General features: G+C 59.8%; 25 protein-coding genes and 2 pseudogenes. 11 read left to right on the plus strand and 16 right to left on the minus strand.

Going from position 1 to position 23665, the window contains the following annotated elements:
- The first annotated feature begins 89 nt into the window (after positions 1-89).
- Positions 90-728, plus strand: coding sequence for an aspartate/glutamate racemase family protein (locus BLV07_RS35915; protein ID WP_091895344.1), 639 nt, complete (start codon positions 90-92; stop codon positions 726-728).
- Here BLV07_RS35915 and BLV07_RS35920 read toward each other — a convergent pair.
- Positions 725-1369: a TetR/AcrR family transcriptional regulator gene (locus BLV07_RS35920; RefSeq protein ID WP_091895347.1), complete on the minus strand. Its 645-nt coding sequence runs from the start codon at positions 1367-1369 to the stop codon at positions 725-727. The two genes, BLV07_RS35915 and BLV07_RS35920, sit on opposite strands and share 4 nt — an antisense overlap.
- Before the next feature lie 315 nt (positions 1370-1684).
- Positions 1685-1939 carry a hypothetical protein gene (locus BLV07_RS35925; RefSeq protein WP_091895350.1) on the minus strand — a complete coding sequence of 85 codons (255 nt, stop codon included), beginning with the start codon at positions 1937-1939 and terminating at the stop codon, positions 1685-1687.
- 311 nt (positions 1940-2250) lie between these two features.
- Between BLV07_RS35925 and BLV07_RS35930 the strand changes: the two genes are divergently transcribed.
- Positions 2251-2442 (plus strand): hypothetical protein, encoded by a 192-nt coding sequence (locus BLV07_RS35930; RefSeq protein WP_091895353.1) that lies wholly within the window; start codon positions 2251-2253, stop codon positions 2440-2442.
- Positions 2443-2867: 425 nt separating this feature from the next.
- On the plus strand, positions 2868-3371 hold the full coding sequence (locus BLV07_RS47955) for a hypothetical protein (RefSeq protein WP_176945977.1): 504 nt from the start codon (positions 2868-2870) through the stop codon (positions 3369-3371).
- A 476-nt stretch (positions 3372-3847) separates the two neighbouring features.
- Here the strand turns inward: BLV07_RS47955 and BLV07_RS35940 are convergent, their stop codons facing one another.
- A complete protein-coding gene (locus BLV07_RS35940) occupies positions 3848-4891 on the minus strand; it encodes a hypothetical protein (protein WP_244551312.1) in 1044 nt (347 codons plus the stop codon).
- Between BLV07_RS35940 and BLV07_RS47960 the strand changes: the two genes are divergently transcribed.
- Together BLV07_RS47960 and BLV07_RS35955 are read left to right on the plus strand one after the other, a co-directional pair.
- Positions 4844-5758, plus strand: a complete 915-nt coding sequence (locus BLV07_RS47960; protein WP_244551313.1) for a hypothetical protein — start codon at positions 4844-4846, stop codon at positions 5756-5758. The genes BLV07_RS35940 and BLV07_RS47960 overlap by 48 nt on opposite strands.
- A gap of 367 nt (positions 5759-6125) precedes the next feature.
- The gene (locus BLV07_RS35955; RefSeq protein WP_091895365.1) at positions 6126-6398 is read left to right on the plus strand and encodes a hypothetical protein; all 273 of its coding nucleotides are present in this window, start codon (positions 6126-6128) and stop codon (positions 6396-6398) included.
- Between the two features lie 470 nt (positions 6399-6868).
- Here BLV07_RS35955 and BLV07_RS35960 read toward each other — a convergent pair whose 3' ends face one another.
- The 3 genes from BLV07_RS35960 to BLV07_RS35965 all read right to left on the minus strand — a co-directional run bounded on the left by BLV07_RS35960 (position 6869) and on the right by BLV07_RS35965 (position 8965).
- On the minus strand, positions 6869-7294 hold the full coding sequence (locus BLV07_RS35960; protein ID WP_176945980.1) for an ABC transporter substrate binding protein: 426 nt from the start codon (positions 7292-7294) through the stop codon (positions 6869-6871).
- Positions 7197-7400, minus strand: a complete 204-nt coding sequence (locus BLV07_RS47965) for a hypothetical protein (protein WP_176945973.1) — start codon at positions 7398-7400, stop codon at positions 7197-7199. The genes BLV07_RS35960 and BLV07_RS47965 overlap by 98 nt, the downstream gene beginning before the upstream one ends.
- Before the next feature lie 308 nt (positions 7401-7708).
- On the minus strand, positions 7709-8965 hold the full coding sequence (locus BLV07_RS35965) for a class I SAM-dependent methyltransferase (protein WP_091895371.1): 1257 nt from the start codon (positions 8963-8965) through the stop codon (positions 7709-7711).
- A gap of 50 nt (positions 8966-9015) precedes the next feature.
- Here BLV07_RS35965 and BLV07_RS49165 point away from each other — a divergent pair.
- Positions 9016-9126 (plus strand): annotated as a pseudogene (locus tag BLV07_RS49165) (adenylate/guanylate cyclase domain-containing protein); the annotation flags it as partial.
- A gap of 109 nt (positions 9127-9235) precedes the next feature.
- Here BLV07_RS49165 and BLV07_RS35975 read toward each other — a convergent pair.
- The 8 genes from BLV07_RS35975 to BLV07_RS36015 all read right to left on the minus strand — a co-directional run bounded on the left by BLV07_RS35975 (position 9236) and on the right by BLV07_RS36015 (position 16002).
- Positions 9236-10228: an ABC transporter substrate-binding protein gene (locus BLV07_RS35975; RefSeq protein WP_091895379.1), complete on the minus strand. Its 993-nt coding sequence runs from the start codon at positions 10226-10228 to the stop codon at positions 9236-9238.
- Positions 10225-11196 carry an ABC transporter substrate-binding protein gene (locus tag BLV07_RS35980; RefSeq protein ID WP_091895382.1) on the minus strand — a complete coding sequence of 324 codons (972 nt, stop codon included), beginning with the start codon at positions 11194-11196 and terminating at the stop codon, positions 10225-10227. The genes BLV07_RS35975 and BLV07_RS35980 overlap by 4 nt, the downstream gene beginning before the upstream one ends.
- A 201-nt stretch (positions 11197-11397) precedes the next feature.
- Positions 11398-11649 (minus strand): ABC transporter substrate binding protein, encoded by a 252-nt coding sequence (locus BLV07_RS35985; protein ID WP_091895385.1) that lies wholly within the window; start codon positions 11647-11649, stop codon positions 11398-11400.
- Positions 11650-12149: 500 nt separating this feature from the next.
- Entirely contained in the window at positions 12150-12377 is a 228-nt protein-coding gene (locus BLV07_RS35995) for a hypothetical protein (protein ID WP_091895391.1), read from the minus strand.
- Entirely contained in the window at positions 12374-13354 is a 981-nt protein-coding gene (locus tag BLV07_RS36000) for an ABC transporter substrate-binding protein (protein ID WP_091895394.1), read from the minus strand. Before BLV07_RS36000 ends, BLV07_RS35995 begins: the two co-directional genes overlap by 4 nt.
- Entirely contained in the window at positions 13351-14310 is a 960-nt protein-coding gene (locus BLV07_RS36005) for an ABC transporter substrate-binding protein (RefSeq protein WP_091895397.1), read from the minus strand. Before BLV07_RS36005 ends, BLV07_RS36000 begins: the two co-directional genes overlap by 4 nt.
- A 4-nt stretch (positions 14311-14314) precedes the next feature.
- Positions 14315-14986: an ABC transporter substrate binding protein gene (locus BLV07_RS36010; protein WP_244551316.1), complete on the minus strand. Its 672-nt coding sequence runs from the start codon at positions 14984-14986 to the stop codon at positions 14315-14317.
- Between the two features lie 20 nt (positions 14987-15006).
- Positions 15007-16002, minus strand: coding sequence for an ABC transporter substrate-binding protein (locus BLV07_RS36015; RefSeq protein WP_091895400.1), 996 nt, complete (start codon positions 16000-16002; stop codon positions 15007-15009).
- Positions 16003-16552: 550 nt separating this feature from the next.
- Here BLV07_RS36015 and BLV07_RS36020 point away from each other — a divergent pair.
- The 4 genes and pseudogenes from BLV07_RS36020 to BLV07_RS46815 all read left to right on the plus strand — a co-directional run bounded on the left by BLV07_RS36020 (position 16553) and on the right by BLV07_RS46815 (position 21533).
- Positions 16553-19723, plus strand: coding sequence for a GAF domain-containing protein (locus BLV07_RS36020; protein ID WP_091895404.1), 3171 nt, complete (start codon positions 16553-16555; stop codon positions 19721-19723).
- The gene (locus BLV07_RS36025) at positions 19695-20081 is read left to right on the plus strand and encodes a response regulator (RefSeq protein WP_091895407.1); all 387 of its coding nucleotides are present in this window, start codon (positions 19695-19697) and stop codon (positions 20079-20081) included. Before BLV07_RS36020 ends, BLV07_RS36025 begins: the two co-directional genes overlap by 29 nt.
- Positions 20078-21326 (plus strand): annotated as a pseudogene (locus BLV07_RS36030) (adenylate/guanylate cyclase domain-containing protein). The gene BLV07_RS36025 and the pseudogene BLV07_RS36030 overlap by 4 nt, the downstream one beginning before the upstream one ends.
- A 6-nt stretch (positions 21327-21332) precedes the next feature.
- Positions 21333-21533, plus strand: coding sequence for a hypothetical protein (locus BLV07_RS46815; protein ID WP_143035590.1), 201 nt, complete (start codon positions 21333-21335; stop codon positions 21531-21533).
- Positions 21534-21775: 242 nt separating this feature from the next.
- Here BLV07_RS46815 and BLV07_RS36035 read toward each other — a convergent pair whose 3' ends face one another.
- On the minus strand, positions 21776-22222 hold the full coding sequence (locus BLV07_RS36035) for a DUF3237 family protein (RefSeq protein ID WP_091895410.1): 447 nt from the start codon (positions 22220-22222) through the stop codon (positions 21776-21778).
- Between BLV07_RS36035 and gstA the strand changes: the two genes are divergently transcribed.
- A complete protein-coding gene (gene gstA / locus BLV07_RS36040) occupies positions 22195-22824 on the plus strand; it encodes a glutathione transferase GstA (RefSeq protein ID WP_091895413.1) in 630 nt (209 codons plus the stop codon). The two genes, BLV07_RS36035 and gstA, sit on opposite strands and share 28 nt — an antisense overlap.
- 206 nt (positions 22825-23030) lie before the next feature.
- Here gstA and BLV07_RS36045 read toward each other — a convergent pair whose 3' ends face one another.
- Entirely contained in the window at positions 23031-23621 is a 591-nt protein-coding gene (locus BLV07_RS36045) for a GNAT family N-acetyltransferase (RefSeq protein WP_502690272.1), read from the minus strand.
- Positions 23622-23665: the final 44 nt, after the last annotated feature.

Raw genomic sequence — 23665 nt, forward strand, 5'->3', positions numbered from 1 at the left:
TCCGCGAGTCCAACTCTCACCGTCCCCGCGGAGACTCCCCCTCACCCCACCCTCTCCCCGCAAGCGGGGCGAGGGAGACGAGACATCCCATGCGCATCGCCCTCATCCACGCACTCAAGTACTCCATCGCCCCGATCGAGGCGGCGTTCGCGCAGGCGTGGCCAGAGGCGCGGCTGATGAACCTGCTCGACGACAGCCTGTCGGCGGATCTGGCGCGCGACGGTGCGCTCACCGACACCATGACCGAGCGCTTCCTGGCGCTCGGCGATTACGCCGTAGCGACGGGGGCGGACGGGATCTTGTTCACCTGTTCCGCCTTCGGTCCCTGCATCGAGGCGGTCGCGCGGGCGCATGCGCCGATGCCGGTGCTGAAGCCGAATGAGGCGATGATCGAGCGTGCGGCGACCATGGGTAAGCGCATCGGCCTGCTCTCGACCTTCCCGCCGACCCTAGTCTCGATGCCGCCGGAATTTCCTGCTTCCGTCCAAATCGTGCCGAAACTTGCCGAGGGCGCGCTGGCTGCGCTCGATCGCGGCGACCGTGCCACGCACGACCGGCTGATTGCGGAGGCATCGCGCGATTTGCGCGATTGCGATGTTATCGCGTTGGCCCAGTTCAGCATCGCGGCAACGGCGCCGCTGGTTGCGGAAGCCACCGGCCGCCCTGTCGTCACCACACCGGACAGCGCCGTCGAGAAGCTGATGAGCCTGCTGAAGGCGAAGGCTTAAGCGCCGTTCTTTTTTCGCCGGGCATCCTTGATCGCGACCGCGAGCGCGGCCTTCGTTTCGCTCACGAAATCCTGGACGAGATCCTCGCGCGTGGCATGAGCGGCCTCGCCGGTGAACAGGCCCTGCTCGGCCAGCATCACCACGCCGTGCAGCGCCGCCCAGATCTTGAGGGCCTGCCGTTCGCGCAAATAGCCGACGGCAGGTACCTCCAGGGCCTCGATCACAAGCGCAAACGTCTCGCGCGTGGCCTCATGCAGCTCGCTGCCCATGGCGGCGCAGGACACTGTGCGGGACGCGAACATCAGGCGATAGATGCCGTTGCGGCGCAATCCGAAGTCGAGCATTGCCTGCGCCAGCCGCGACAGCTTCGACTGGTCTGACGGTTTCGCCATCGCCGCCCGAAAGGTTGCACTGAGCTGCCGGAACGCCTCTGCCGTCACCGCCGCAAGCAAGGCCTCGCGGTCGGCAAAATGCCGGTATGGCGCCGGCTGCGAGACGCCGAGCTGCTTGGCCAGCGCCTTGATGCTGATCGCCTCGGCGCCACCGCGTTCCGCTTCGCGCAGCGCGGCCTTGATCAAGGCATCGCGAAGATCGCCATGGTGGTAGGTCTTCTCGGGCTTGCGGGCGAGTTGTGAGCGCATGTCGGGGCGAGCCTATTGGACTGTCGGGCAATTGTCGAGAATCTGAGGCCAAGAAAATCAGCCACTTGCGTCACCTCGTCAAATCCAGCTTGCGAACCTTGTAAGCCAATAGCTGCGAAACTGGCGAGCCCTTTCCAGCAAAATTGCGAATGGATTCTCATCTTACAACAAGCGCTTTCCCGGTGATTCGGGTTCCAGAAAGGCACCACCGGTGGGCCGCTCCAATCTCGATCTTATAGGCTGACTGAACCGCGGTGGGATGACGCGCGCTTCGAGGCTTAGCTGAGGGCATGAGCACTGCGCCTAGCGGACGACCTAACACAGCCTAACACAGAATGTGTGCAGCCCCGCTTCAAAAAGGTCGTCTTTCTCGCATCTGAAAACGGCGCCGATATCCACATGTTCCGAGCCAACGATAGCACCTCCTATGTAGTCGATTGAGCGAACTGCGGCGTCGAGCGAAAACTGGATTAGGGCGTCCCGTATTGCAGGATGCGAAATCGGAATCGCCGCAGTCGTCTTGGCCGAGGTAAATTGCTCGGGCGCGCTTGCAGTTTTGTTGTCGAGCATGTTTGTTCTCGAATGCACTGGAAGGGTGCGTCGAATACCGCATGGAAAACTTTTGGATAAGCCTCGATTAGAGCGATTCGCCAATCCCCCATCTGCAGTCTCCCAACGACCTACTTCTTATATACTTATATAATTATATAACTCTCTGCAAGAAAAAGAAATATGGCAATGAATTCAAAGGATTACAGCCCGTGTAATTTTATAGTTTCACGCACAAGCCTTCGGCAGTTGTCGGAGCAGCGGCGTGGACTTGTGGCGATGTGTTAGGCGTGGGACCTTCCTACGCTTAAACTGGCAAACGCGAACCTCGGATGATCGAGAAGAAGAAATCGGCGAAGCGAGGACGTAGATCGCCCTTAGGAGATCGCCGTCAATTCCTCACCATGATGGACCCGGAGATCATCAGGGCAATTAAAATGGCCGCCATAGCAGAAGATCGCGCGGCCTGGTCTGTTATGGAGGAGGCAGCTCGGGAGTGGTTGGAGCGGCGAAAGAAAAGATGAGATGAAATGGCCGGTAGTTCATTGTACGAATGCGCTAGTTGCCCGACCAGCTTTGAGCAGGCTCTGCAACGTTGTTGCCGACCGGTCTGGCTCCGGATGCGGGTGAAACCTTTCTCTCAGCACTGAAGTTTAATGGTCAGAGCGGCCCGCTCATAAGCGTATGGATGTGGGTTCGAGTGCCGCACGGCCAGCGGAAGGCGGTTCTTCTGTGCGGACACTTTGAGAACGACTCGGTTTCCGCTTTAAGAACGACTCGATTTCGTTTTGAGAACGACTCGATCTCAGATCCTCCTGAAAGAACTTCCGAATTTCGCCTCGATTTTTTCGCCGATTCTGGAGCTCGAAAAAAGCGAGGGGGGTCAATTCAGCTTCTTCCGCGACTTGCAAATCCCGGATCCACTCAAAGACCTATCGAGGAACAAGCTATGAAGAAGTCACCCGTGAATCTGGTATTCCATGAGCAGGAAGTCGCCGACATCACGTTTCGTGCGATGGTGGAGTCCGGGCGCGTCATTCTTCACATGGTGAATTCGAGTGGCCGCGAGTCCAGCGTGGACCTCATTGGAGAGGTATTCGCCCTCCCATGTCTTTGCTATTGCGAGAAAGGATGGCAGCGCCGCGGAATGCCCTCTGGCCCGCCGGGCTGGGCGGTTTGCCACGACACCGCGCGAGAGCCCCAAATGTTTCTCGGTCAACTCCACAGCGACGATGTACGGCTCCTAAGGCACGAATTCGGCCTGCACAGCGTAGAGTCCTTCGGTCGTCAGGTCGCTTTCAAAGATTCGATTGCCGGCCAGACGCTGAAGCAGATTATGCTACATGATCCGGTCCGCGCGGCACTTTTCCGGAAGGCCGATGCGTCCCTGCATAATTGGGCCGAACAGGCCGTTTCGGAGGAGCCAGCGCGCCCCCGTCGATCGGCGATATGAGGTGGGGCGATCGGCGACGGTCAGCACGCCGATCGCCCCAGCAATGCCTTGATCACCGGCGCCTTGCAGGGCCGCGCTCCCGTTTGCAGTGTTTGGATGTTCCCGCCGAACTACCTCAGCTGGCTGGATTATCTCTACTGGGATACGGAGCTGATCGTACGCATGCGGTGAAGACCTGTCGCGCACCCCATAAACGCGTCAAATACCCCATAAGTGTGTCACGTTTTGCAGCCTGATTTGGCTGAAACCGCAACTTCGATCGAGCGAAATAATGCAAGGCGCGAATACCGCAGCGCCCGCTTGGTCGGTTGCGGCCAGGAGACCAACTCGCCGAGGACCACAGAGGAGACAGCCAACTAATCCTCCGCGGCCCCATCCGGCCGCGGTACACCGCAAGCGGGGTAGCTGGTGACAAGTGCCGAAGGATCCGCCGGCGACAGGATTTGCATCGCCGGATGCAATTCCGCTGCGGCCGGTCAGGTCGATGCCAGTAGAAGTCGTGAAGGTCCATCGAGCGTGAAACGATATTGCCGCGCGATGTCGACCAACTCGGAACAACTGCTGGTGTTGCGCTTGGACAAGGCAAGACGGCCCTCGCCGACATCGATAGTGATGCGCGCTCCGTCCGCAGCGGCGTATTCGATGCGTTTCGACCTGCGGTCCTCGTCGAGGTTGCCGCCATGCGTGCTTTCAATACGCTCGAACAATTCGACGAGCGCATCGAATTTCAGGCTCCTGGAGTCGATCTCCACCACCAGACTGTCGAAGATCGAGCCGAACAAGTCATCAATCTCCTTCTCGCGGTCTTCCCAGCCCTCGCGCAACTCGAGGCGACGCACGATCACGTATTGGCTGGCATCGTCCGGATCTTGCTGGCCTTCGATCGAAAAGCGGAAGTAGCTGCAATCGAGGTTCCCGTCGCCATCGCCGCTGTCCATGACCAATTCGCGGGCCGACATTTTCAGTGTCTTTTTGGCCTCCCTGTATAGACCACCGATCTCGTCATCGATCTGGGTCGCGAGCAGACCCCGAACGAACTCGTTAGTCTTGGCAGTCACGGTCGGAAAGATCTTATGCCGCTGCTTGTCAAAGCCGTCCAGCATGCGGACCTTTCCGTCCTCTCGGCCCTCGAGGTACTCGTCGCGCGGCGTCACCTTCACCGGAGACAAGTCTCCTGCTTCGGCGATCGGCAACTTGGGCTCAGGCACATGCCGGATCTGAAACGTGTTCGACTGTTCGATGATAGCGCGCGGAATCTGATTGCCCTTCACGGTCAAATGGTGGGTCACATAGTTCGGCACCTCCTTCCGCAGGTAATCCTGCAGCGAGGTCGCCGTCAGATAGCGTCCCGGCCCGAGCGCGGCTTCCGCTTGACCAGTGAGTGCCTTCAGCAAAAAGTACGTCCAGACCCCATGGGAGTGCTCGGATGACGGGTATGATTTCTGACTGGGCTGACATGACAGGAAGAGGGCGTGGTATGTGGCCGCAGCAAGGAATTCCTTGAGTTCATTTGCGTCCATTGCGGACACGACATCTCTCGCCTGAACCAGGGGCGCGAAATTGCTCGCGCAGCCAACGATCCGCTCCCGAGATTGCTGGATGTTTCGAACCAGGGTGGCTTCCGGTACCGAGGCAGCCTCGAAAACCTCAGTCTCGTCGTCCTCAAGACCTCGCTTGATGATCCGGATTGGCCCGACTCTCTCGACAGGGAGAGTGGGACCTTCATCTACTTTGGCGACAACAAGAGACCCGGCCGCGGCCTCCACGAAACGCGGCGCTTCGGAAACGAACTGCTGCGGCGCTTCTTCGATCGGCTTCATGTCGGCGACGCCGGAAGGCGGTCGATCCCTCCGATCTTCGTGTTCTCCGGCACGGGAGAGTGGCGCGACGTCCGCTTTCTCGGGTTGGCTGTGCCGGGTCCCGACATCGAGAACTTCGATGACCTAGTGGCCGTCTGGAGGTCCAGTGAGGGGCTGAGATTCCAGAACTACCGCGCCAGGTTCACTATCCTGGAGGTCGCGGAGATTCCGCGTCTCTGGATCGACGACTTGATTAAGGGACAGGATCCGCTCGCACGCGCACCTCACGTGTGGGCAGACTGGGTTCTCACTGGTCGCTGCCGTCCACTCAAGGCGGTGCGGTCGATAGAGCACAGAAGCAAGTCCGAGCAGCTTCCAGCCACGCCCGCTGACCTCGCGATCGTCGCAAAGATCCACGCGTTCTTTCAGTCTCGCCCCCACGACTTCGAGCGTTGCGCAGCCAGCCTCGGGCCGATCGTCATCCAACCGATGCTGGACGTTCATGCCGGTGCGCGAGCACCTGAAGAGGATCTGGCGCTGCATGCCCCTCTTCATGCTCCGAACCGCCGCCGGCGAAATTGCGGTTGACTACTTAAGGCCCATCCCGACTTTGCGGTGCATCAAGGCGAACGGTCTGCCCAGATCGGGCGCACTGACGCTCAGGTGCCGCTTCAGAGACAGGGTCCAAGCGACCGCGACTAGGGAGTCGGCTCCGGAGAGCGGCTCCGCCGGCGAGTTCGATGGAACGAAAAGTCGGCACCGCGGGTTGAACTGCCACAGCCCTGGACAGAAGACGTAAGCGAACAATCGGCCTCGGCGCTCCTCTGGAAGTCGGGGCTGATTTGCGTTCGGCTCTACCAGGTCAACACGGCAGCAAGGGTTATGGAAGCGACCGGCCGGCCGCCGCCCGGCACAGATGCCGTCGCGAGCACCTCAAGTAAGAGGAGCCATCACGATGCCCGCCAATGTCGACGATCTAACCGCAGTGGTACGCCACGCGCTCGAGACGACCCGTGCGACGACGGTCTGTCCTTTCCACGATGAGGTCACCATCCGGGTCGGCGACGACGCCGCCGAGAGCCATGCTTACGAACGCGCCAAACGGGTCGTTAGGAGCGACGGGACAACCTGGGAAGGAGAAGCTCTCAGGGAAGAGATCGGCCGCCAGCTTGCCGCTGCCGCAGACGGACGATGCCCAAAGTGCGATCGGACCGATCCCCGCGCCTGAGTGTGCTCTAAAGCGAACTACAAATCTGGTAGAACAGAAACACCAATACTTCCAAATTGATCGATCAAACGGATTTGGAGTCTCATTTAAGTCAGGCACGATTCCCTCTCTTCGAACGCTGCCGAATTCCGAGTCTCGGGAGGTGGCCGGTATTGGTGCAAAGCGGACATTCGGCCGGGCCCGCATGGCTCAGAAGGGCCGCAACCGGACTCATGTGGTGCCGCAAACAGGATCGTTATTCGATCACCCGGTCAGCAGTGGCAAGTAGCGACGGCGGTACTGCAAGGCCGAGCGCCTTAGCGGTCTTGAGGTTAATGAGAAAATTAAAGCGCGTCGGTTCCTCTGCAGGAACGTCATGGGTCGGACCGGGGCTCAGCCGCTTCCGGTTTACCCTAACAAGCCGATCTTTTCTAAGTCCCACCTAACTTCGCAGTCGGGCCACAACCGGACTATGCGGTTCAGCAATAATCCTATTCAATCACCTCGTCGGCGCGGCCCAATAGAGTTGCAGGCACCTGTAGACCCAAACTTCTCGCAGTTCGCAGGTTGATTACGAGGTCTGCCTTGGTTGGGACTTGGACCGGCAGCTCGCTCGGTTTTGCCCCTTTGAGAATTTTATCTACGTAGGGTCCAAGTGCATCGTAGAACTGTCCAACGGAGGGGCCGTAGGAAATCAGAGCTCCCTCGATGATGAATGGATAAGAAGCTGAAACTCTATACTGTGCCGCACTGGCCACAACTTTTGCTCGGTGAACCCCGATAAAGCTGTCTGCTGCAACAACCAAACCACCGCCCGGCTCACTGGTACTCGATAGCGACTGTCTTACCGTCGATATAGCCCAAGCGCTCAAGCTGCTGAAGCAGTGGAGCAATGACAGCCCGATCCTGATCAGCAAAGAGTAATATGCCGATATGCCGGACGCGACCTGACAGCTCCGCAAGTGCCCGATCTGACGAAGCCGCAGCCCAGGCCAGAAGCCCGATAAACTCCCGCCGCTTCATTCGATCCTCATCGTAGCTTGAGGACGATGGGGCGCAGAGTATCACGTTTTGATGGTCGTACCGACTGCATGTGCAAATGCTGCGTCGCAAATGCGGCGCGTGGCGCAGGACGGCTTTGGGTCAAATCGCATCGGTTTGTTCCTCCTGCGATGACTTCCGGCTAGCCCTCGGTCGGACATCTTCAGTAACCATCGCAAGGTCTCAGACGGCCACAACCGGTCTCGTGCATTACTGACTTTTTCATTCTTACGGCGCGGCTATGATGGAGCCGCCACCGAGCGCGCATGTCGATGCCTGATCGCGGCCACTCATTTGTCCTTCGTTGCCGGCAGCGACGCCCATCCTGGCAGGCTCGAGAACTGGATCGTTTTCATCGGCGTGAGACCTGCCCCGCGCTGCCATGAAACGATCTCGTCCAGCGTCCATGTGCCTGACGCGCTTGTCAGCGCGAAATAGAGGTCCATTACTGCCGGCACGCCTCCACCCGCGCCGGGATGGGGGGCCCTGAGAAAGTCACCGATGGCATACACGCCGCCGGGTGCGAGCGCGCGGGTCACGCGCCGCGCGAGATCGGCGTTCTGTTCCGGCGAGAAGTGATGCACGAGATTGTTGGTCATCACGAGGTCGAAAGTTGCCTCGCCGAGATCGTCCGACAGCGCATTGCCGGTTCGATACCTCACGCGATCGCCGAGACCCTCCCGCTGCGCGATCTCGCGCGCGCGGTCCGCCGCGCCCGGCAGTTCGAGGATGGTGGCGACGAGCGCGGGATGGCGCTTGCACAATTCGGTCGAGTACAGCCCGTGCGAGCCGCCGATGTCGAGAAGCCGCGTCGCGCCTAGCGGCACGGGCATGCGCTTGGCAAGCTCGACGGCGGGATTAGCGGCGACGTCGCGCATGCCGTCCTGATAGATCGCCCATTCCTGGGCGTTCATATGCGCGTGAATATCGAGCGGCTTGCCGTTGCGTACGAATTCTCCGACCTTGCCGACGATATCCCATTCGATCGATTGGAAGGCCAACTTAGCGACGACAGAACTCGGGCTCGATTGCAGCAGCCATTTCCGCATAGACGGTGACAATCGGTATTTGCCGTCTCGCCAGCTTACATAGCCGATGCCGGCGAGACATCCGAGGAGATGCTTCGTCGCCTTGGGATCGGTTCCGCAGACGGTAGCGACCGCCTCAGCTGTCTGATCGCCCCTGCCCAGCGCCTCGAACAACCCGACTTCGGCCGCGACCATGATGGCGCGCGCTGCGGTGAAAGCGATTTGCGTATCAAGGAGGGGGCGCGGCACGAGATTGGCCATGAGCGCAATGCGCTCCATCAGATTTTCGGCGTGTGGCGCGAGTTTCATGGCCGACACTCCTCGAAATGTAGAGCTAGGCAGGATCATCGGCGAGCGAGCGCAGACGGTCAATGCCAACGGTGGCCCCCGCGACCAGCCTTCGTTTGCAGGCATCCCCCCTCTGCCCGGCCTAAAAATCCGCCACGCGGGTCGCTGTTGGGGTCCGCGACCAGTGAAGCCCTTTAAGCGCCCAAAGCGATCTGGCGGGATCGGATCCATGCGGGTCCAGCGCTAGTCGGCAATTTCGGCGGAAGTGGCCAAAAAGTTTCTCGGCACGCATTTGTGTCAGCGCGGCGGTCGCCGAGGTGGCTGAAAACTTCAGGGGGCATCCGATCGGCGATCTCATGCTGCGCGGCCGCAGCGTGCCTTTGCGAGCTTACGGGCGCAATCGAAAGCATCACGACGCGCGATATTTCCGCAGCAGGCGTGGCACGGGCGTTCAACAGCCCACAACGGCTACACCAACGATCCGGATGAAAGAACGCCGCCTCATTCGATCACCTCGTCGGCGCGGGCGAGCAGTGATGGTGGCGCGGTCAGCCCGAGTGCCTTCGCCGTCTTCAAGTTGAGGACCAGCTGGAATTTCGACGGCTGCTGAACCGGTAAGTCTGCCGGATTGGCGCCCTTGAGAATGCGGTCGACATAGGCCGCCGCCCGGTGGAAGATATCGGCAGTATCGGGCCCGTAGGAGATCAGGCCGCCTTCCGCGGCGAACTGTCGGAATTGATACATCGCCGGCAGCCGGTAACGCTCCGCCAAGCCCATGATCAAACTGCGGTTGGCGACCGTGAACACATCCGCCGCAGTAATCAGCCCCATGCCCGGCTCGCGTGCGAGCGCAGCCATCGTTGCCTCGATCTCGGCCCGGTCGTGCACCGGCGCGGGCTCCAGCTCGATTGAGGCTACAGACACGGCCGCGATATCTCTCAGCCAAACCACGAAGAAGGGCGCCGTCACGGGATTGAACAGGAGCTTCGCCCGGCTGGTCCGTGGCGCCATTTCCTTCAGCAGCTCAAGCCATTTCCCGACGATCTCGAACTCAATGAGGGTAAAGCCCGTGATATTGCCTCCTGGATGAGCGAGGCTAGTGACGAAGCCCTGACTCACCGGATCATTGACGACGGCAAAGATGATCGGGATCGTGCCGGTGGCTTGCTTCAACTCGGCGATGACCGGAGAACTGTTGGCGACGATCAGATCCGGAGCCGACTTCACCAACTCCGTCACGTAGGTGCGGATACGATCGGCATCACCCCCGGCAAAACGATATTCGATGCGTATGTTGCGCCCATCGATCCAACCAAGCTCCTCAAGCCCGCGGCGAAAAGCCGAAAGGCGGGCCTCCGACTCCGGATCATGCTCGGTAGTCGCCCCCAGCAGGACTCCGATCCGCTTGGTGCGGTCGTTCTGCTGCGCGCGTGCCGCGAGCGGCCACGCAACCACCGCGCCGCTAACAAGCGTTATGAACTGCCGCCGCCTCATTCGATCACCTCGTCGGTCTCCAAGAGGAATGACTGCGCGATTGTCAATCCCAGCGACTTTGCAGTGTTGAGGTTCACGATCAGCTCGAATTTCGTGGGCTGCTCAACCGGCAAGTCGGCAGGCTTTGCACCCTTCAGAATCTTGTCGACGAAAACCGCAGCCCGTTTGAAATAAGCAGCGTGGTCCGCCGAGTAAGAAATTAGTCCGCCGGCCCGGGTCGTATCACCATAGCTGGACATTACCGCGAGGTGGTGCTTCGCCGCGAACGCAACGATCATGCTCGTCTGAGGACCGAATAGCGGCTGAATAATTACCGCCTGTGCGCCGGCGGCCCCCATCGCTGCAAACGCGCCTTCGAATTCGCTCGGTGCGTCGACCAGAATGGGTTGCAGTTGTAATCCGGCGCGGTTCGCGGCTTCCCGGATATCCTGCACAAAAGGACGCGTGAACGGATCGGATTTGGAACCAAGAACCGCCACGCGTGCCAAACCGGGAACTACCTCTCGCAGCAGGTCAATGCGCTTGCTGCCCAGCTCCGCTTCCATCGAGGATAGACCCGTTACGTTTCCTCCTGGATGCGCGAGGCTGGCAACGAGTCCCGTTTCTAATGGCGCACCCGCCGGCGACATTACGATTGGGATCATTCGTGTAACACTCACGGACGCTTTGACCGCCGGCGTATGATGCGCGGCGATCACATCCACATTGATCCCAACGAGCTCGGCCGCGAGTTCGACCGCTCGACTAAACAGACCGTTGGCATAACGCCAATGAATCATGACGTTGCGGCCCTCCGCATAACCGACATCCCGCATGCCGGCCCGGAACGCTTCCGCAAATGGGTGAGGCGCTGACTCCGCGACCAGAACGCCTACCTGTGCCATCCTGCCGGCTTGTTGTGCGCGAGCCGCATATGGCCAAGCCAGTACAGCGCTCCCGAACAAAGCAATGAAGTCGCGCCGTCGCATGCACGTTCTCCACGGGCCACGGCTAATTGAATGCAGAGCCTACCACTTTGTGGAGCGGATGGGCGGCAATAATTGTTGGCCTGGAAAGCCATTTACACCTCCGGGCGGGAGCTCCATTCGCTAACGAGGTCGCCAAGGCTTTGCGGAGCCCCCGGCCCAATGGGCGAAGCCCACGCCCCGCGCCGGCCGTGTTGCGCCGCCTCATTCGATCACCTCGTCGGCTCGGGCGAGCAGCGTTGCTGGTACTTCGACGCCAAGTGCCTTGGCGGTCTTTAAATTGATGATCAGTTCATACTTCGCGGGCTGCTCCACCGGGATCTCGCTCGGCGGCGTCCCCTTCAAAATCTTGTCGACGAAAGTGGATACCCTGCGGTAAATGGAGTGAAAGTTCGGCCCATAGCTTATCAAACTGCCGGTCAGCGGAAACTCCCTGAATGCGGCCATCACGGGCATCCGATGCCGAACGGTCAGCGAGCCTTAGTCGGTTTTGGCCGATGATGCTTGAAGAAGCCACGAGCACGGCTTCGACTTTCTTATCAACCATCTCCGCAAATGCGCGTTCGAACTCTTCGGGAGCTCGTACGGGGAAAGGTCCCTCGATTTTGACATTGAGCCGGCGCGCTCCTTCGTCCAGTGCTGGCGCCCAGGAGCGGCGAAACAACTCCATCTCGCCGTCCCACAGCATTGCCACGCGCGAAAGGGGGCCTACCGCCTCATTCAAGAGCTCAAGCTGCTTGTTGAACCGTTCGGCGGAGACGGCGTATGTCAAGCCCGTACTGGCCGGGCGAAGCAGGCGATGTAGCCTTCCGCAACGGGGTCGCTGCTTCCCGCGACCATCACGATTGGGATGCCTTGTGCGGAGACCTTAGCCGCACGCATTGGTGTAGGACCGAAAACGACGATCACATCGACCTTGAGCCCTGCAAGCTCCTGGGCCAGGGCTGGAAGGCGTTCTAGGTGGCCACCAGCATAGCGACCTTCGAGGGCCACGTTCTCCCCTCGATGTATCCAAGTTCGCGCAAGCCGTCCATGAAGGCAGGCCAGATTGGGTCATCAGGTTTTGGGGCGTAACCGGCGGCAAGGATGCCGATCCGATAACTCTTGCGCGGCTGCTGTGCGGCCACGGCCACCGGCCACGCCGTCGCGGCTCCCAATCCCGCAATGAACTCCCGCCGCTTCATTCGATCACCTCGTCGGCGCGGGCAAGCAGTGAGGGTGGCACATCGAGATCGAGCGCTTTGGCCGTTCTTAGATTGATCAGTTTGAACTTGGTCGGCTCTTGCACTGGAAGCTCTGCCGGCTTGGCACCCTTCAAAATGCGATCGACATACGCTGCGAGTTGGGGTGCAAGGGGCTCGCCGAGGCTGTACGACATCAGGCCGCCGCCGATTTCACGCCAGGGATAGATCGCAGCCACCCTGTGACGAGCGGCAAGCGTAACGATGAGTTCACGTTGACTAGAGACGAAGTAGTCTGCGGTCACAATGAGACCGCAAGGCGGTTTGCCTTCGAGTCGTCCAATAACTCTCGCGATTTCGTCGGGATTGCGAACGGGGGCGGCGATCGGCGTGATCGCAAACAACGGAGCAGCAACTTCGAACGGATGCAGATAATACGCTCCGCCGCCGGGGGCGGCGTCGGGATGGAAGAGGACCGCAACCCGGACGATCGCGGGCGAAATTTCCTTGAGCAATTCAAGCCATTTGCTCGCGAGGCCACTACCCCCATAGGCGAAGCCGGTGGCATTGCCGCCGGGCCGAGCGTAGCTTTGGGCGAAGCCGCTCCCCACTGGGTCCGATACGAGACCGAAGACAACAGGGATCGAGCGCGTCTCGTCAAGCAGCGCAGCGACCAACGGTGTGTTAAGGGCTACGATGACGTCGGGACGGAGCTCGACCGCGTCTCTTGCCAAACTGCGCAGCCGGCCAAAATCGCCGCCCGCGAGGCGATATTCGATCTGGACATTTTGGCCGTCAATCCATCCCAAATCCCCGAGCGCCTGTTCGAAAGCGCTGCGTATTGAACTCGATGTCTCGCCTTCCCCGTAGGGCATCAACACTGCGATCCGCCAGATACGCGGTGACGCCTGAGCCGAAGCGGCGGGGGGCCAACCAATTGCCGCGAGAAAGAGAAGCTCGACAAACTCTCGCCGCCTCATTCGATCACCTCGTCGGCGCGAACGAGCAACGAGGGCGGCACCGTGAGGCCGAGCGCCTTGGCAGTCTTCATGTTGATCACCAGCTCGAATTTGGTCGGCTGCTCGACCGGCAGGTCGGAAGGCCTGGTGCCTTTGAGGATCTTATCAACATAGCCGCCTGCACGGCGGTATAGATCGGCTATATCGGGACCGTAAACGACCAATCCGCCATTGGCGAATTGTCGGAAGAGATAAATCGCGGGCAGATGATGTTCTGCCGCGAGCGCGACAACTCGCGGGCCTTGGCGAACGGTGAGGTAGTCGCCAAAAACAATCATCGCATCGGCGCGCTGGGCGGCGGCCGAGGCAAAGGCGGTGTCGAGTTCCTCGGCCGTGGTCGCCTCGACTATCGGCAGAGCCACGCCGAGCTTCCCGGCTGTGCTGGGCACCTCCTCGGCTAATATCAGCCTGTGAATTGGGTTGCCCGGATTGACCAGGATCGCAATTTTCGAGGCGCCAGGCACCAGTTCGCGGAGGATTTCTATTCGTTTGTCGACCGCTACTCCCGCGGAGGTCGCAAGTCCGGTTATGTTGCCCCCTGGGCGGGAGAGACTTTGGACGAGGCCAAGCGCCACGGGATCATACACAGCCACGAACACAATCGGAATGGTGGCAGTTGCCGATTTCAGGGGTAAGGCTGCTTGCGGCCCGGAGGCAACTATCAGATCGGGAGCTAGAGCCATCAACTCGGCAACTAACGTTGGCACGCGATCCGGGGTTTCGGCATTACGATATTCGATCAGCAGGTTCTTGCCCTCGATCCAACCCCTTTCGCGCAAGCCACCGTGCCACGCTTCGCGAGCTATCGGATCCAAGAAACCGAAGACGCCGATTCGCCGAGGTGTCCCTTGCGCTCGCGAACGCGATGACGAAAAGAGCAGCGCCGCGGTAGCCGCTATGAACTCCCGCCGCTTCATTCGATCACCTCGTCGGCGCGGGCGAGTAGAGACGCGGGGATGGCGAGGCCGATAGCCTTCGCGGTCGAAAGATTGACCGAAAGCATGACCTTGGTCGGAAACTCAACCGCAGATCACCCGCCGGAGTACCGTGCAGAATTTTGTCGACAAAATAGGCGCCGCGGCGGAAGCACCAGCGCAAATCGACGCCATAGCTGACCAGCCCGCCGGCAACGACATGTTCCCGATATCCGTAAACGGTTGGCAATCGCCTGGCGAATGCCGACTGGGCAATTCGCGCATTTTCGCTGATCAGCATCGAGGTCTGAAGCACGATGACGACATCAACATGCGCGCTGGCGAGGGTCTGAAGGGCACTGTCGAGGTCCTCCGGTCGGTTGGCGTCAGCGGAGAGAAGTTTGACCTCCAGCGCCCGCCCGGTGACCTCCAGCTCCTGCACCTGAGGCGGCGCCTTGGGATCGTTGATGTTGGTGAGCAACCCGACCGTGCTCGCGGCGGGTACGATTTCGCGCGCGAGCTCCATTTGCTTCGCTGGAAGTCCAGCCACGTATGGTTCCGGTGCGGTGTGATGCATCGTGAACTTCTGGGCGCCCGGTGACAGAAAGCCGATGACCGATCGTTTATGCGAGCCCTGGGCGACCGCCGCCGCGACTGGCCATGCCAGCGCTCCGAACAATGCAATGAAATCCCGCCGTCTCATTCGATCACCTCGTCGGCGCGGGCGAGCAGAGTCGCTGGAAGGTCGATCCCAAGGTCCTTGGCTGTCTTGAGGTTGACGCATAGTTCAAACTTCGTCGGCTGCTCAACTGGCAGGTCGGCGGGCCGTGCACCTTTGAGTATTTTGTCGACGTAGTTGGCGCCCAACCGGAACGAGTCGGTGATGTTCGCTCCGTAGGACATCAACCCGCCGAGTGCGACAAACTCCCTGTCAAACAACATCGAGGGCAGCCGGTGCTCGGTGGCGAGCTCGACGATGCGTCTTCGTTCAAGAAAAAACATTGGGCTCGGAAATCCGATCAGGGCGTCGGCGCGCTGTGCAGCAATCGCCGAGAATGCCGAGACTAAGTCGTCCGGTCCCGACACAGCGACAAATTCAACGTGTAGCCCCAAGGCATTTGCCGCGGCCTCTGTCTCGCTCGTCATATCTCTCATCGTGTGCTCGCTATATGCCCGGGGCTGCCAGAGAGCTGCCACCCGCGAAACCGCCGGCAACGCTTCCTTGAGCAGAGCAAGGCGCTTCGGCAGCAGTTTTGGCCCCAAGAAAGTCAAGCCGGTGATGTTTCTGCCAGGTCGCGCGAGGCTGTCGACCAGACCATCTCCGACGGGGTCGCCCATGACCGGAACCACGGTGGGTACAGTAGTGGTGGCCTGTTGCACGGCACGGGCCGCCAGCGAATTCGGTGCGACGATGACATCGACTTTGAGACGGACCAGTTCGTTGGCCAAAGCTGGAAGCCGCTCAACGATCGAGTCCGCGGCTCTGACCACTACGTGTATGTTTTGACCCTCGACATAGCCGAGTTCACGCAGGCGTTGCAGAAAAGCATTGCGAGCAGCGCTCGTCTCTGGTGATTCGAGTGGTCCGGTCGCCAAGAAGCCGATCCGGGCGACGTTTTTTTGCTGCTGCGCGCGAGCCGCCAGCGGCCAAGTCACCGTACCGCCGAGGAGAGAAATGAAATCTCTTCGTCGCATGTGCCCTCCCCCTCAGAGGAGAACGCCTTTGAAACAAAAATCCTAACAGATTGGTTGGGGCGCGGCTAAGGATTAGTTTGGAGACTGTCGATCAGCAGATTTCGATCGCAAGCTCGGACGAAACCAACTCCGCAGCCGCGAAATCGTCCCGAAAACAAGTTGGCGTCCAGCCGGGGCCAATCGGGAGACGCGATCATGTTGGGTAGTTTGGTTGACCTGATTTATTCGTCGCGCACCGGGAGCGCCTCGTTGAGGAGCACAGGCATTGGCCCAACTGACAGCCTTGTTATCAAGTGCAATGGCCGCGATTTCTTCTCCCGATGGCAGGAACTGCGCTTGGATCTGGCCGACGATCGAGCCTCAGTACGGGAGCACCGGCGAGGGCTCAAATGCACGCACAACTGTGAAGCGGATCATAGGCACGGACTTGCTTTCGCCATGTCCGTTCAGTGCAACGATTAATAGAGATCAGTGCTTGCATCGACCTAGCATTTCCTCTCCTGCGCTGCAGCATGAGGACAAACTTGGATATTGCTGCTAGATTTCACCAATGAGCATCTCCGTCCACCCGGGTACGTCGCAGGGTCGGACGCTGGCGGGATCGCCGCTGGCGAGCACTGGGTCGGGGCCGGCTTCATCGACGGCGAGAACGCGAAGCCGACTGTTCACCAAATACGTTGCGCTATTTGTCACTGTCGTCGGCATCGCGCTCTTATCCAACGGCATCTTCGAAGTATTTTTCTATTATCGTGAGCACAAGGCGTCGCTGATCCGGATTCAGCATGAACAGGCGGAGGCCGCGGCGACCAAGATCACCCAGTTTATCAAGGAAATCGAGCGCCAGCTCGGTTGGACCACCCAACTGCCGTGGTCGGCAGGCTCGATCGAACAGCGACGCTTTGATGCCTTGCGATTGCTGCACCAGGTGCCAGCGGTCATGGAGCTCGCCCAGGTCGACTCGACCGGCCGGGAGCGGTTGCGCGTCTCTAAACTGGTCATGGACACAATCGACAGCGGACCTGATCTTTCCAAGGAGCCGAAATTCACCGAGGCCGTGGCCCGCAAGATCTATTACGGGCCAGTCTATTTTCGCCGGGAGTCCGAGCCGTACATGACATTAGCGGTGGCTGGCACGCGAAAGGATGCCGGTGTCAGCATCGCCGAGGTTAATCTGAAGCTGATCTGGGACGTGGTCTCGCAGATCAAGGTCGGAAACAATGGTCACGCCTACGTCGTGGGCGCGCAAGGGCGGCTGATTGCACATCCCGATATCAGCCTGGTCTTGCGCAACACCGATATGTCCAAGCTCGCACAGGTGCGGGCAGCCCAGGCCGGCCACAGCGACGGCACAGCCGAGGCGCTGCAGGGCGCGCTGAATATCCAGGGGCAAGACGTGCTGACGGCTTCCGCGCCGATCTCTCCGCTGGGCTGGACCATGTTCGTCGAGCTGCCGGTTGAGGAAGCCTATGCCCCGCTCTACGCCGCCTTGCAGCGGCTTGCAATCGTGCTCCTTGCGGCATCCCTCTTCGCAGTACTTGCGGGAATCTTGTTGGCGCGACGCATGGTCGGCCCCATCCAGGCGCTGCGTGCCGGTGCCGCGCGCATCGGCGCCGGCGATCTCGCCCAGCGCATTTCGATCAAGACCGGCGACGAACTGGAGGGCCTGGCCGACCAGTTCAACGAGATGGGTGCGCGCCTGCAGGAGTCCTACGCAGATTTGGAAAGAAAGGTCGAGTCCCGAACAACTGAACTAAGGGAGTCGCTCGAACAGCAAACGGCAACCTCGGAGGTGTTGCAGGTCATCAGCTCTTCTCCGGGTGAATTGGAGCCCGTCTTTCAGGCCATGCTGGCGAATGCGACTCGGCTATGCGAAGCGAGCTCTGGCGTGATGTGGCTTCGCGAAGGTGGCGCGTTCCGCAGTGCGGCGATCCACGGCGCACTGTCCGAGGCCTACGTCGAGCAATGGCGGAGCGGCACCCTCTATCATCCCAGCCCGCACGCCCCGCTGACTCTTGTCATGCAAACGCGACGAGCGGTGCAGATACCCGATATGCGCGAAAGCCGCTCCTATCTTGAGGGCGATCCGCTGCCCGTGGCAGCCGTCGAAGTGGCCGGCATCCGCACGCTGCTCTTGGTTCCGATGTTCAAGGAAGACGATTTGGTCGGCGCGATTGCGATCTACCGCCAGGAAGTGCGGCCTTTCACCGACAAGCAGACCGACCTCGTCACGAACTTCGCCAAGCAGGCGGTTATCGCGATTGAGAACACACGCCTGCTCAGGGAGTTACGTCAACGCACTGGCGACTTGACCGAGTCGCTGGAGCAACAGACAGCGACTTCCGAAGTCCTCGAAACTATTAGTTCGTCGGCTGGAGAATTGGATCCGATCTTCCAAAAACTGTTGGAAAATGCGACGCGGATCTGCGGCGCCAAGTTCGGCACCATGACCCTTTACGAGGAAGGCGGCTTTCGTACGGTCGCGCTATACAACGCGCCGGAGGCCTATATTAACACTCAGCTCTATCAGCTCATCCGCCCGCATCCGGAGAGCGGGCTCGGAACTGTCGAGAGAACCCATCAAACCGTTCACATCGACGACATCAGGACACAGCCGCCTTATCTCCAAGGCAATCCGAACGTTCGCGCGCTGGCCGATCTTGCCGGAGCGCGGACGGTCGTCATCGTGCCCATGCTCAAGGCGGACGAGTTGATTGGCACGATCACGATTTTCCGCCAGGAGGTGAAGCCGTTCACAGACAAGCAGACGGAGCTCGTGGCCAACTTCGCCAACCAGGCCGTAATCGCAATCGAAAATGCGAATCTGCTGAATGAACTGCGTGAGCGCACGACAGAGCTCTCGCAATCGCTGAACGATTTGCGCGCCGCGCAAGACCGCTTGATCCAGACCGAGAAACTTGCGTCCCTCGGTCAGCTCACCGCCGGTATCGCCCACGAAATTAAAAACCCGCTCAACTTCGTCAACAATTTCTCGGCGCTGTCTTCGGAATTGATCGACGAGCTCAATGACATGCTCAAATCTGACACGGCTCGGGAGGACATCGAAGAACTCACGGCAACGCTGAAGAGCAATCTCGAACGAGTCGTGCAACATGGTAAGCGCGCCGACTCCATCGTCAAGAACATGTTGTTGCATTCCCGCGAGGGGTCCGGCGAGCGCCGTCCTGCCGATATCAACGCGATCGTCGAGGAGAGCCTCAATCTAGCCTATCATGGCGCGCGCGCCGAGAAATCCGGCTTCAATATCACCCTGAAGCGCGACCTTGATCCGAACGCTGGCATGATTGATCTGTACCCGCAGGAGATCACTCGGGTGTTGCTCAATCTGATCTCGAACGGCTTCTATGCCGCGACGAAGTGCAAGGAGGCGCACGATGATGCGTTCGAACCGACGCTTACCGCGAGCACTAGGGGGCTCGGCGATGAGGTGGAAATCCGGATTCGCGACAACGGGAGCGGTATTCCGCCCGAGGTGAAGGAAAAGATATTCAATCCCTTCTTCACCACCAAACCCGCAGGCGAAGGAACCGGGCTTGGCCTTTCGATGAGCCACGACATCATCGTGAAACAGCACGGCGGCAAAATCGACGTCGAGACCGAGCCAGGCGTTTTCACTGATTTCATTATTACGCTGCCACGTACTGCGGTCGCGCAGGTGCAGAGTGGAGGCAAAATTGAGCGTCTATATTCTGGTCGTCGATGATGAGCCCGATGTCGAAGCCCTATTCCGTCAGCAGTTCCGGCGCGACTTGCGTGCTGGCCGCTTCCTCATGGAGTTCGCCCCCTCGGCGCCGGTGGCGCTGCAACGCGCCGCCGAGATCCGAGATGCCACGCTCATCCTGATCCTGTCGGATATCAACATGCCCGGCATGAGCGGGCTCGAGATGCTGCCGATAGTGCGCGCGGCGCGGCCGGACGTTCCCGTGATCATGATCACGGCCTATGGCGACCAAGACACCCGCCGAAAAGCGCTCGAGCGTGGTGCAATTGGTCTTGTAACGAAACCGATTGATTTCACGCTTCTGCGGCAGGAAATCGACTCGAGACTTGAGGCTGCATGACCGCGACAATCCTGGTTGTCGATGACGAGCCCGACCTGGAGGCGCTTGTCCTGCAAAAATTCCGCAGGCAAATCCGCGAGGGTGCGGTGAACTTCGTGTTTGCCCATGATGGCATCGAAGCGCTGCAATTGCTTGAGCAGAACCCGCGTGTCGATTTGGTGGTGTCGGATATCAAAATGCCGAGGATGGATGGCCTGTCGCTCCTGCAGAAGCTCCAGGAGGCGGAAGACAAGAAGTGGACGATTATCGTCTCAGCCTACGGGGACATGAGCAACATCCGTACAGCCATGAATCGCGGCGCCTTCGACTTCCTTACCAAGCCGATCGACTTCACCGATCTGGAGATGACCATCGACAAGACGCTGCGCCACGTTGAAATGATGCGTGAGCTTCGCAGGCGTCAGATCCAGGCCGAACGCGCGCATGCATCGTTATCTCGATATTTTTCGCCGCAGCTCGCAAGCCGGCTTGCTGTCGACGTCGAAGGCACCGGCATGGAGGTCGGCCGCCGCGCCGTTGCGGCGATATTCACGGACGTCACCGGCTTCACCGCGATGGTGGAGCGCATTGCACCAGAAATATTGGGCACATTGCTCAACGAATATATGGCCGGCATGACCGACATCGTCTTTGCGCACGACGGCACCGTGGCGAAGGTGATGGGCGATGCCATTCACATTCTCTTTAATGCCCCAGGAGACCAGCCGGATTACGCAACACGCGCCATCGCCTGCGCGCACGACCTCAACGAGTGGGCCGGAGACTTTCGAGAGCGCTGGAAGATGAGGGGCGTAAATTTCGGCATCACTCGCATCGGGGCGCATGCCGGCCCGGCGCTGGTTGGCAATTTCGGCGGTAGCCGCTTTTTCGATTACACCGCCCACGGCGACACCATCAACATTGCGGCGCGGCTTGAAGGCGCGAACAAGTTTCTGGGCACGCATTTGCGTCAGCGCAGCCATCGCCGAGCGGGCGGAAAACTTTCAGGGGCGCCCCATCGGCGATCTCATTTTGCGCGGGCGCAGCGAACCGCTGCGCGCCTATGAACCATTGAGGGCTGCCGCGTTCAAGGCGCCGGCAACGGCGGAATATGCGGAAGCCTTCGCAAGGCTCGAAGCCGGCGATGCCGCGGCCATCCCGGCTTTCGCCGCGCTGGTGGGCATGCATGCGGACGATCCGCTGGCCGGCTTTCACCTGAAACGCCTACTCAACGGTGCCAGGGGCGTCCGAATGCAATTGGAATAGGCCCGCATGCCTGCTCACTGTGAACCATCCAATGACCCGCCTCGCGACAAGGTGATCGATCGCAGCCGAACCGTTGCCGAGCTGGAGCAAAAGCTGCAGGCGATCACCGCCGATAACATCCGGCCGGAGGCCGAGCTACGCGCCGCACGGGGTCGCCAGAACGCCACCGCTGAGAGTCTTGAGGTCATCGCCCGTTCCCCCGTCTGACGTGCAGCCGGCCTTCGAGGCAATAGCGAAAAGAGCCGAGCGCGGCCAGGCGGCCACAGCCTCTTCAGCCAAATTAATGGTCATCGCAATTCCTCCCTGCGCACGTAGGATAGGAAACAGTGCGCATGTCAAAAATAGCAGATTTCCTGCGCCTCGGGTCGGTCAAGGTTGCTGACTAAGTCACCCTAAAATCCCCGGGGCGGTCGCCCTACAACACCTGAAACACCTCGAACGTGCGGCTTCTACCCTTCCGGGAGCCTGTGGCAATCGAGCAGATGCGATTCTTCCGAGCTTGTCTCGAAATATGGCGTGGCGCGGAAATAGTGCATCTCCGGATCGACCGTATCGCCTCGGTTCAGGCGATCAATGACCTCCTTCGGACCGTGACGAAACGCCTTCCAGGTCATGTAGATTTGCTGCTTGTCATACGTTTCGAGGGTGATCCGCGCCTCGATTTCCAGCACATCGTCGCGGCGCATTAGCATCCAGCAGGCACCTCCGGGCAACACGGTACCTTTAACCTTTGGTCCCTCGAAAGTGCCAGCAACCAACCGTCCGACGCGCTGGCTGCCATAGGGTGTGTCGCCGAGATTGGAGACTTCTAACTGCAGGGCTATTGTGAACAGAAACTCCGACTTGATCTTGGGACTGGACGTCACCGATGAAGCTGTTTTACGCCGCTGGTTCATCGTCCCTGTTCCCTCATATCGTGCTTTACGAAGCGGAATTGCCGTTCACGGCCGTGAAGGTCGACGAGCATAGCAAGCAGATTGAGGTGGGCGGCGATTACAGAGCCGTGAATCCACTTGGCTACGTGCCAGCTTTGATTCTCGAGGACGGAACGCTGCTGACCGAGGGGGCCGCAATTGTACAGTACATTTCGGACCTAGCCCCCCAGAAGAAGCTCGCGCCTGTCAACGGCACGATCGAGAGAGCGCAGCTCCAGGCTTGGTTGAATTTCTTTTCGAGTGAATTGCACAAAGGCGGCTTCTCACCGCTCTTCTACGCCGGGATGCCAGAACAAGCGAAAGACATCTTTCGTTCACGCCTCTTGAGGCGATTTGCTCATCTCGACGCGCACTTGAGCCGCAATGATTACCTGATGGGTGCTGACTATTCTGTAGCGGACGCTCACCTGTTCGTCATCTCGAATTGGGCGAGCTGGGTGAATTTCGACCTGTCGCCATATACTCATGTTATTCGTTTTCGCGACCGCATTCGCGCCAGGCCGGCGGTGCAGTCGGCGATGAAAGCGGAAGGCCTCGTTCCGTGGCCGAAGTCGCAGCCCTGACTACTCCATCATTTCTTGGCCGGTCCACGGTGGGCATCTGTGCAGATGCGGCCGCCCCCACGATGTCCGGTCTACCCCCGTAACTGCAGACCCAGGTCAAGCGTCGAGGTTCGACGCTGTGGGCCACCTGCGGACGTAGTCAGTTTGAAGCGAAGGTTATGCCGATATATACCTCCGGTTGGAAAGAGAACCGGCCGCCATTCCGCTCAAGAAACCGTCCGCAACATTGGCGTCATCGTCGGCGAAGAACCGTGTTGTATCTCACCGATGATCCTGAAGCCGTGGCGCTCATAAAGGGAAATGTTTCGCGGATTCGAACTTTCAAGGTAGGCGGCGATGCCCTCCTCGTCACATCGTCGAAGAGCGTGTTTCATCAGCAATGTGCCGAGGCCTTGGCCGATCCAGTTCGGATCGGCGGCAATGAGGGGCAGATACCAATGTGGCTCGTGGGGATGATGTTCGGCCATTCCCTGGAGCAGGTGTGGAATATCGTCGGCGATCTCCGGACGCAGGGACTGCGCCATGATTGCGCCCATGGCCGCTTCATCAGGCTCGACGCCGGGCGGCAGCCACAGGGCGGCCGCGCGAGCCCCTTCCGTGATGTAAGCCGTGCCATGCTCGAATGCCCGTCCGCCAAATGCGTTAACGAACTCAGGCATAATCCTGAGATATTCGGATGAGTCGGGCCAAACCCAACGGGCCATTGGATCGGCTGCAAAGCCGAGCACAATGGTGCTGATCGTGCTCGCCTGAATGTTCGCGCCCGCAGATTTGACTTCCGACGCAGCTGACATCATGCCGTCTCCCAGTCGATGGCGTCGGCCAAATTTATCAGATGCCT

This window comes from Bradyrhizobium sp. Rc2d (assembly GCF_900099855.1).
Classification (GTDB): Bacteria; Pseudomonadota; Alphaproteobacteria; order Rhizobiales; family Xanthobacteraceae; genus Bradyrhizobium.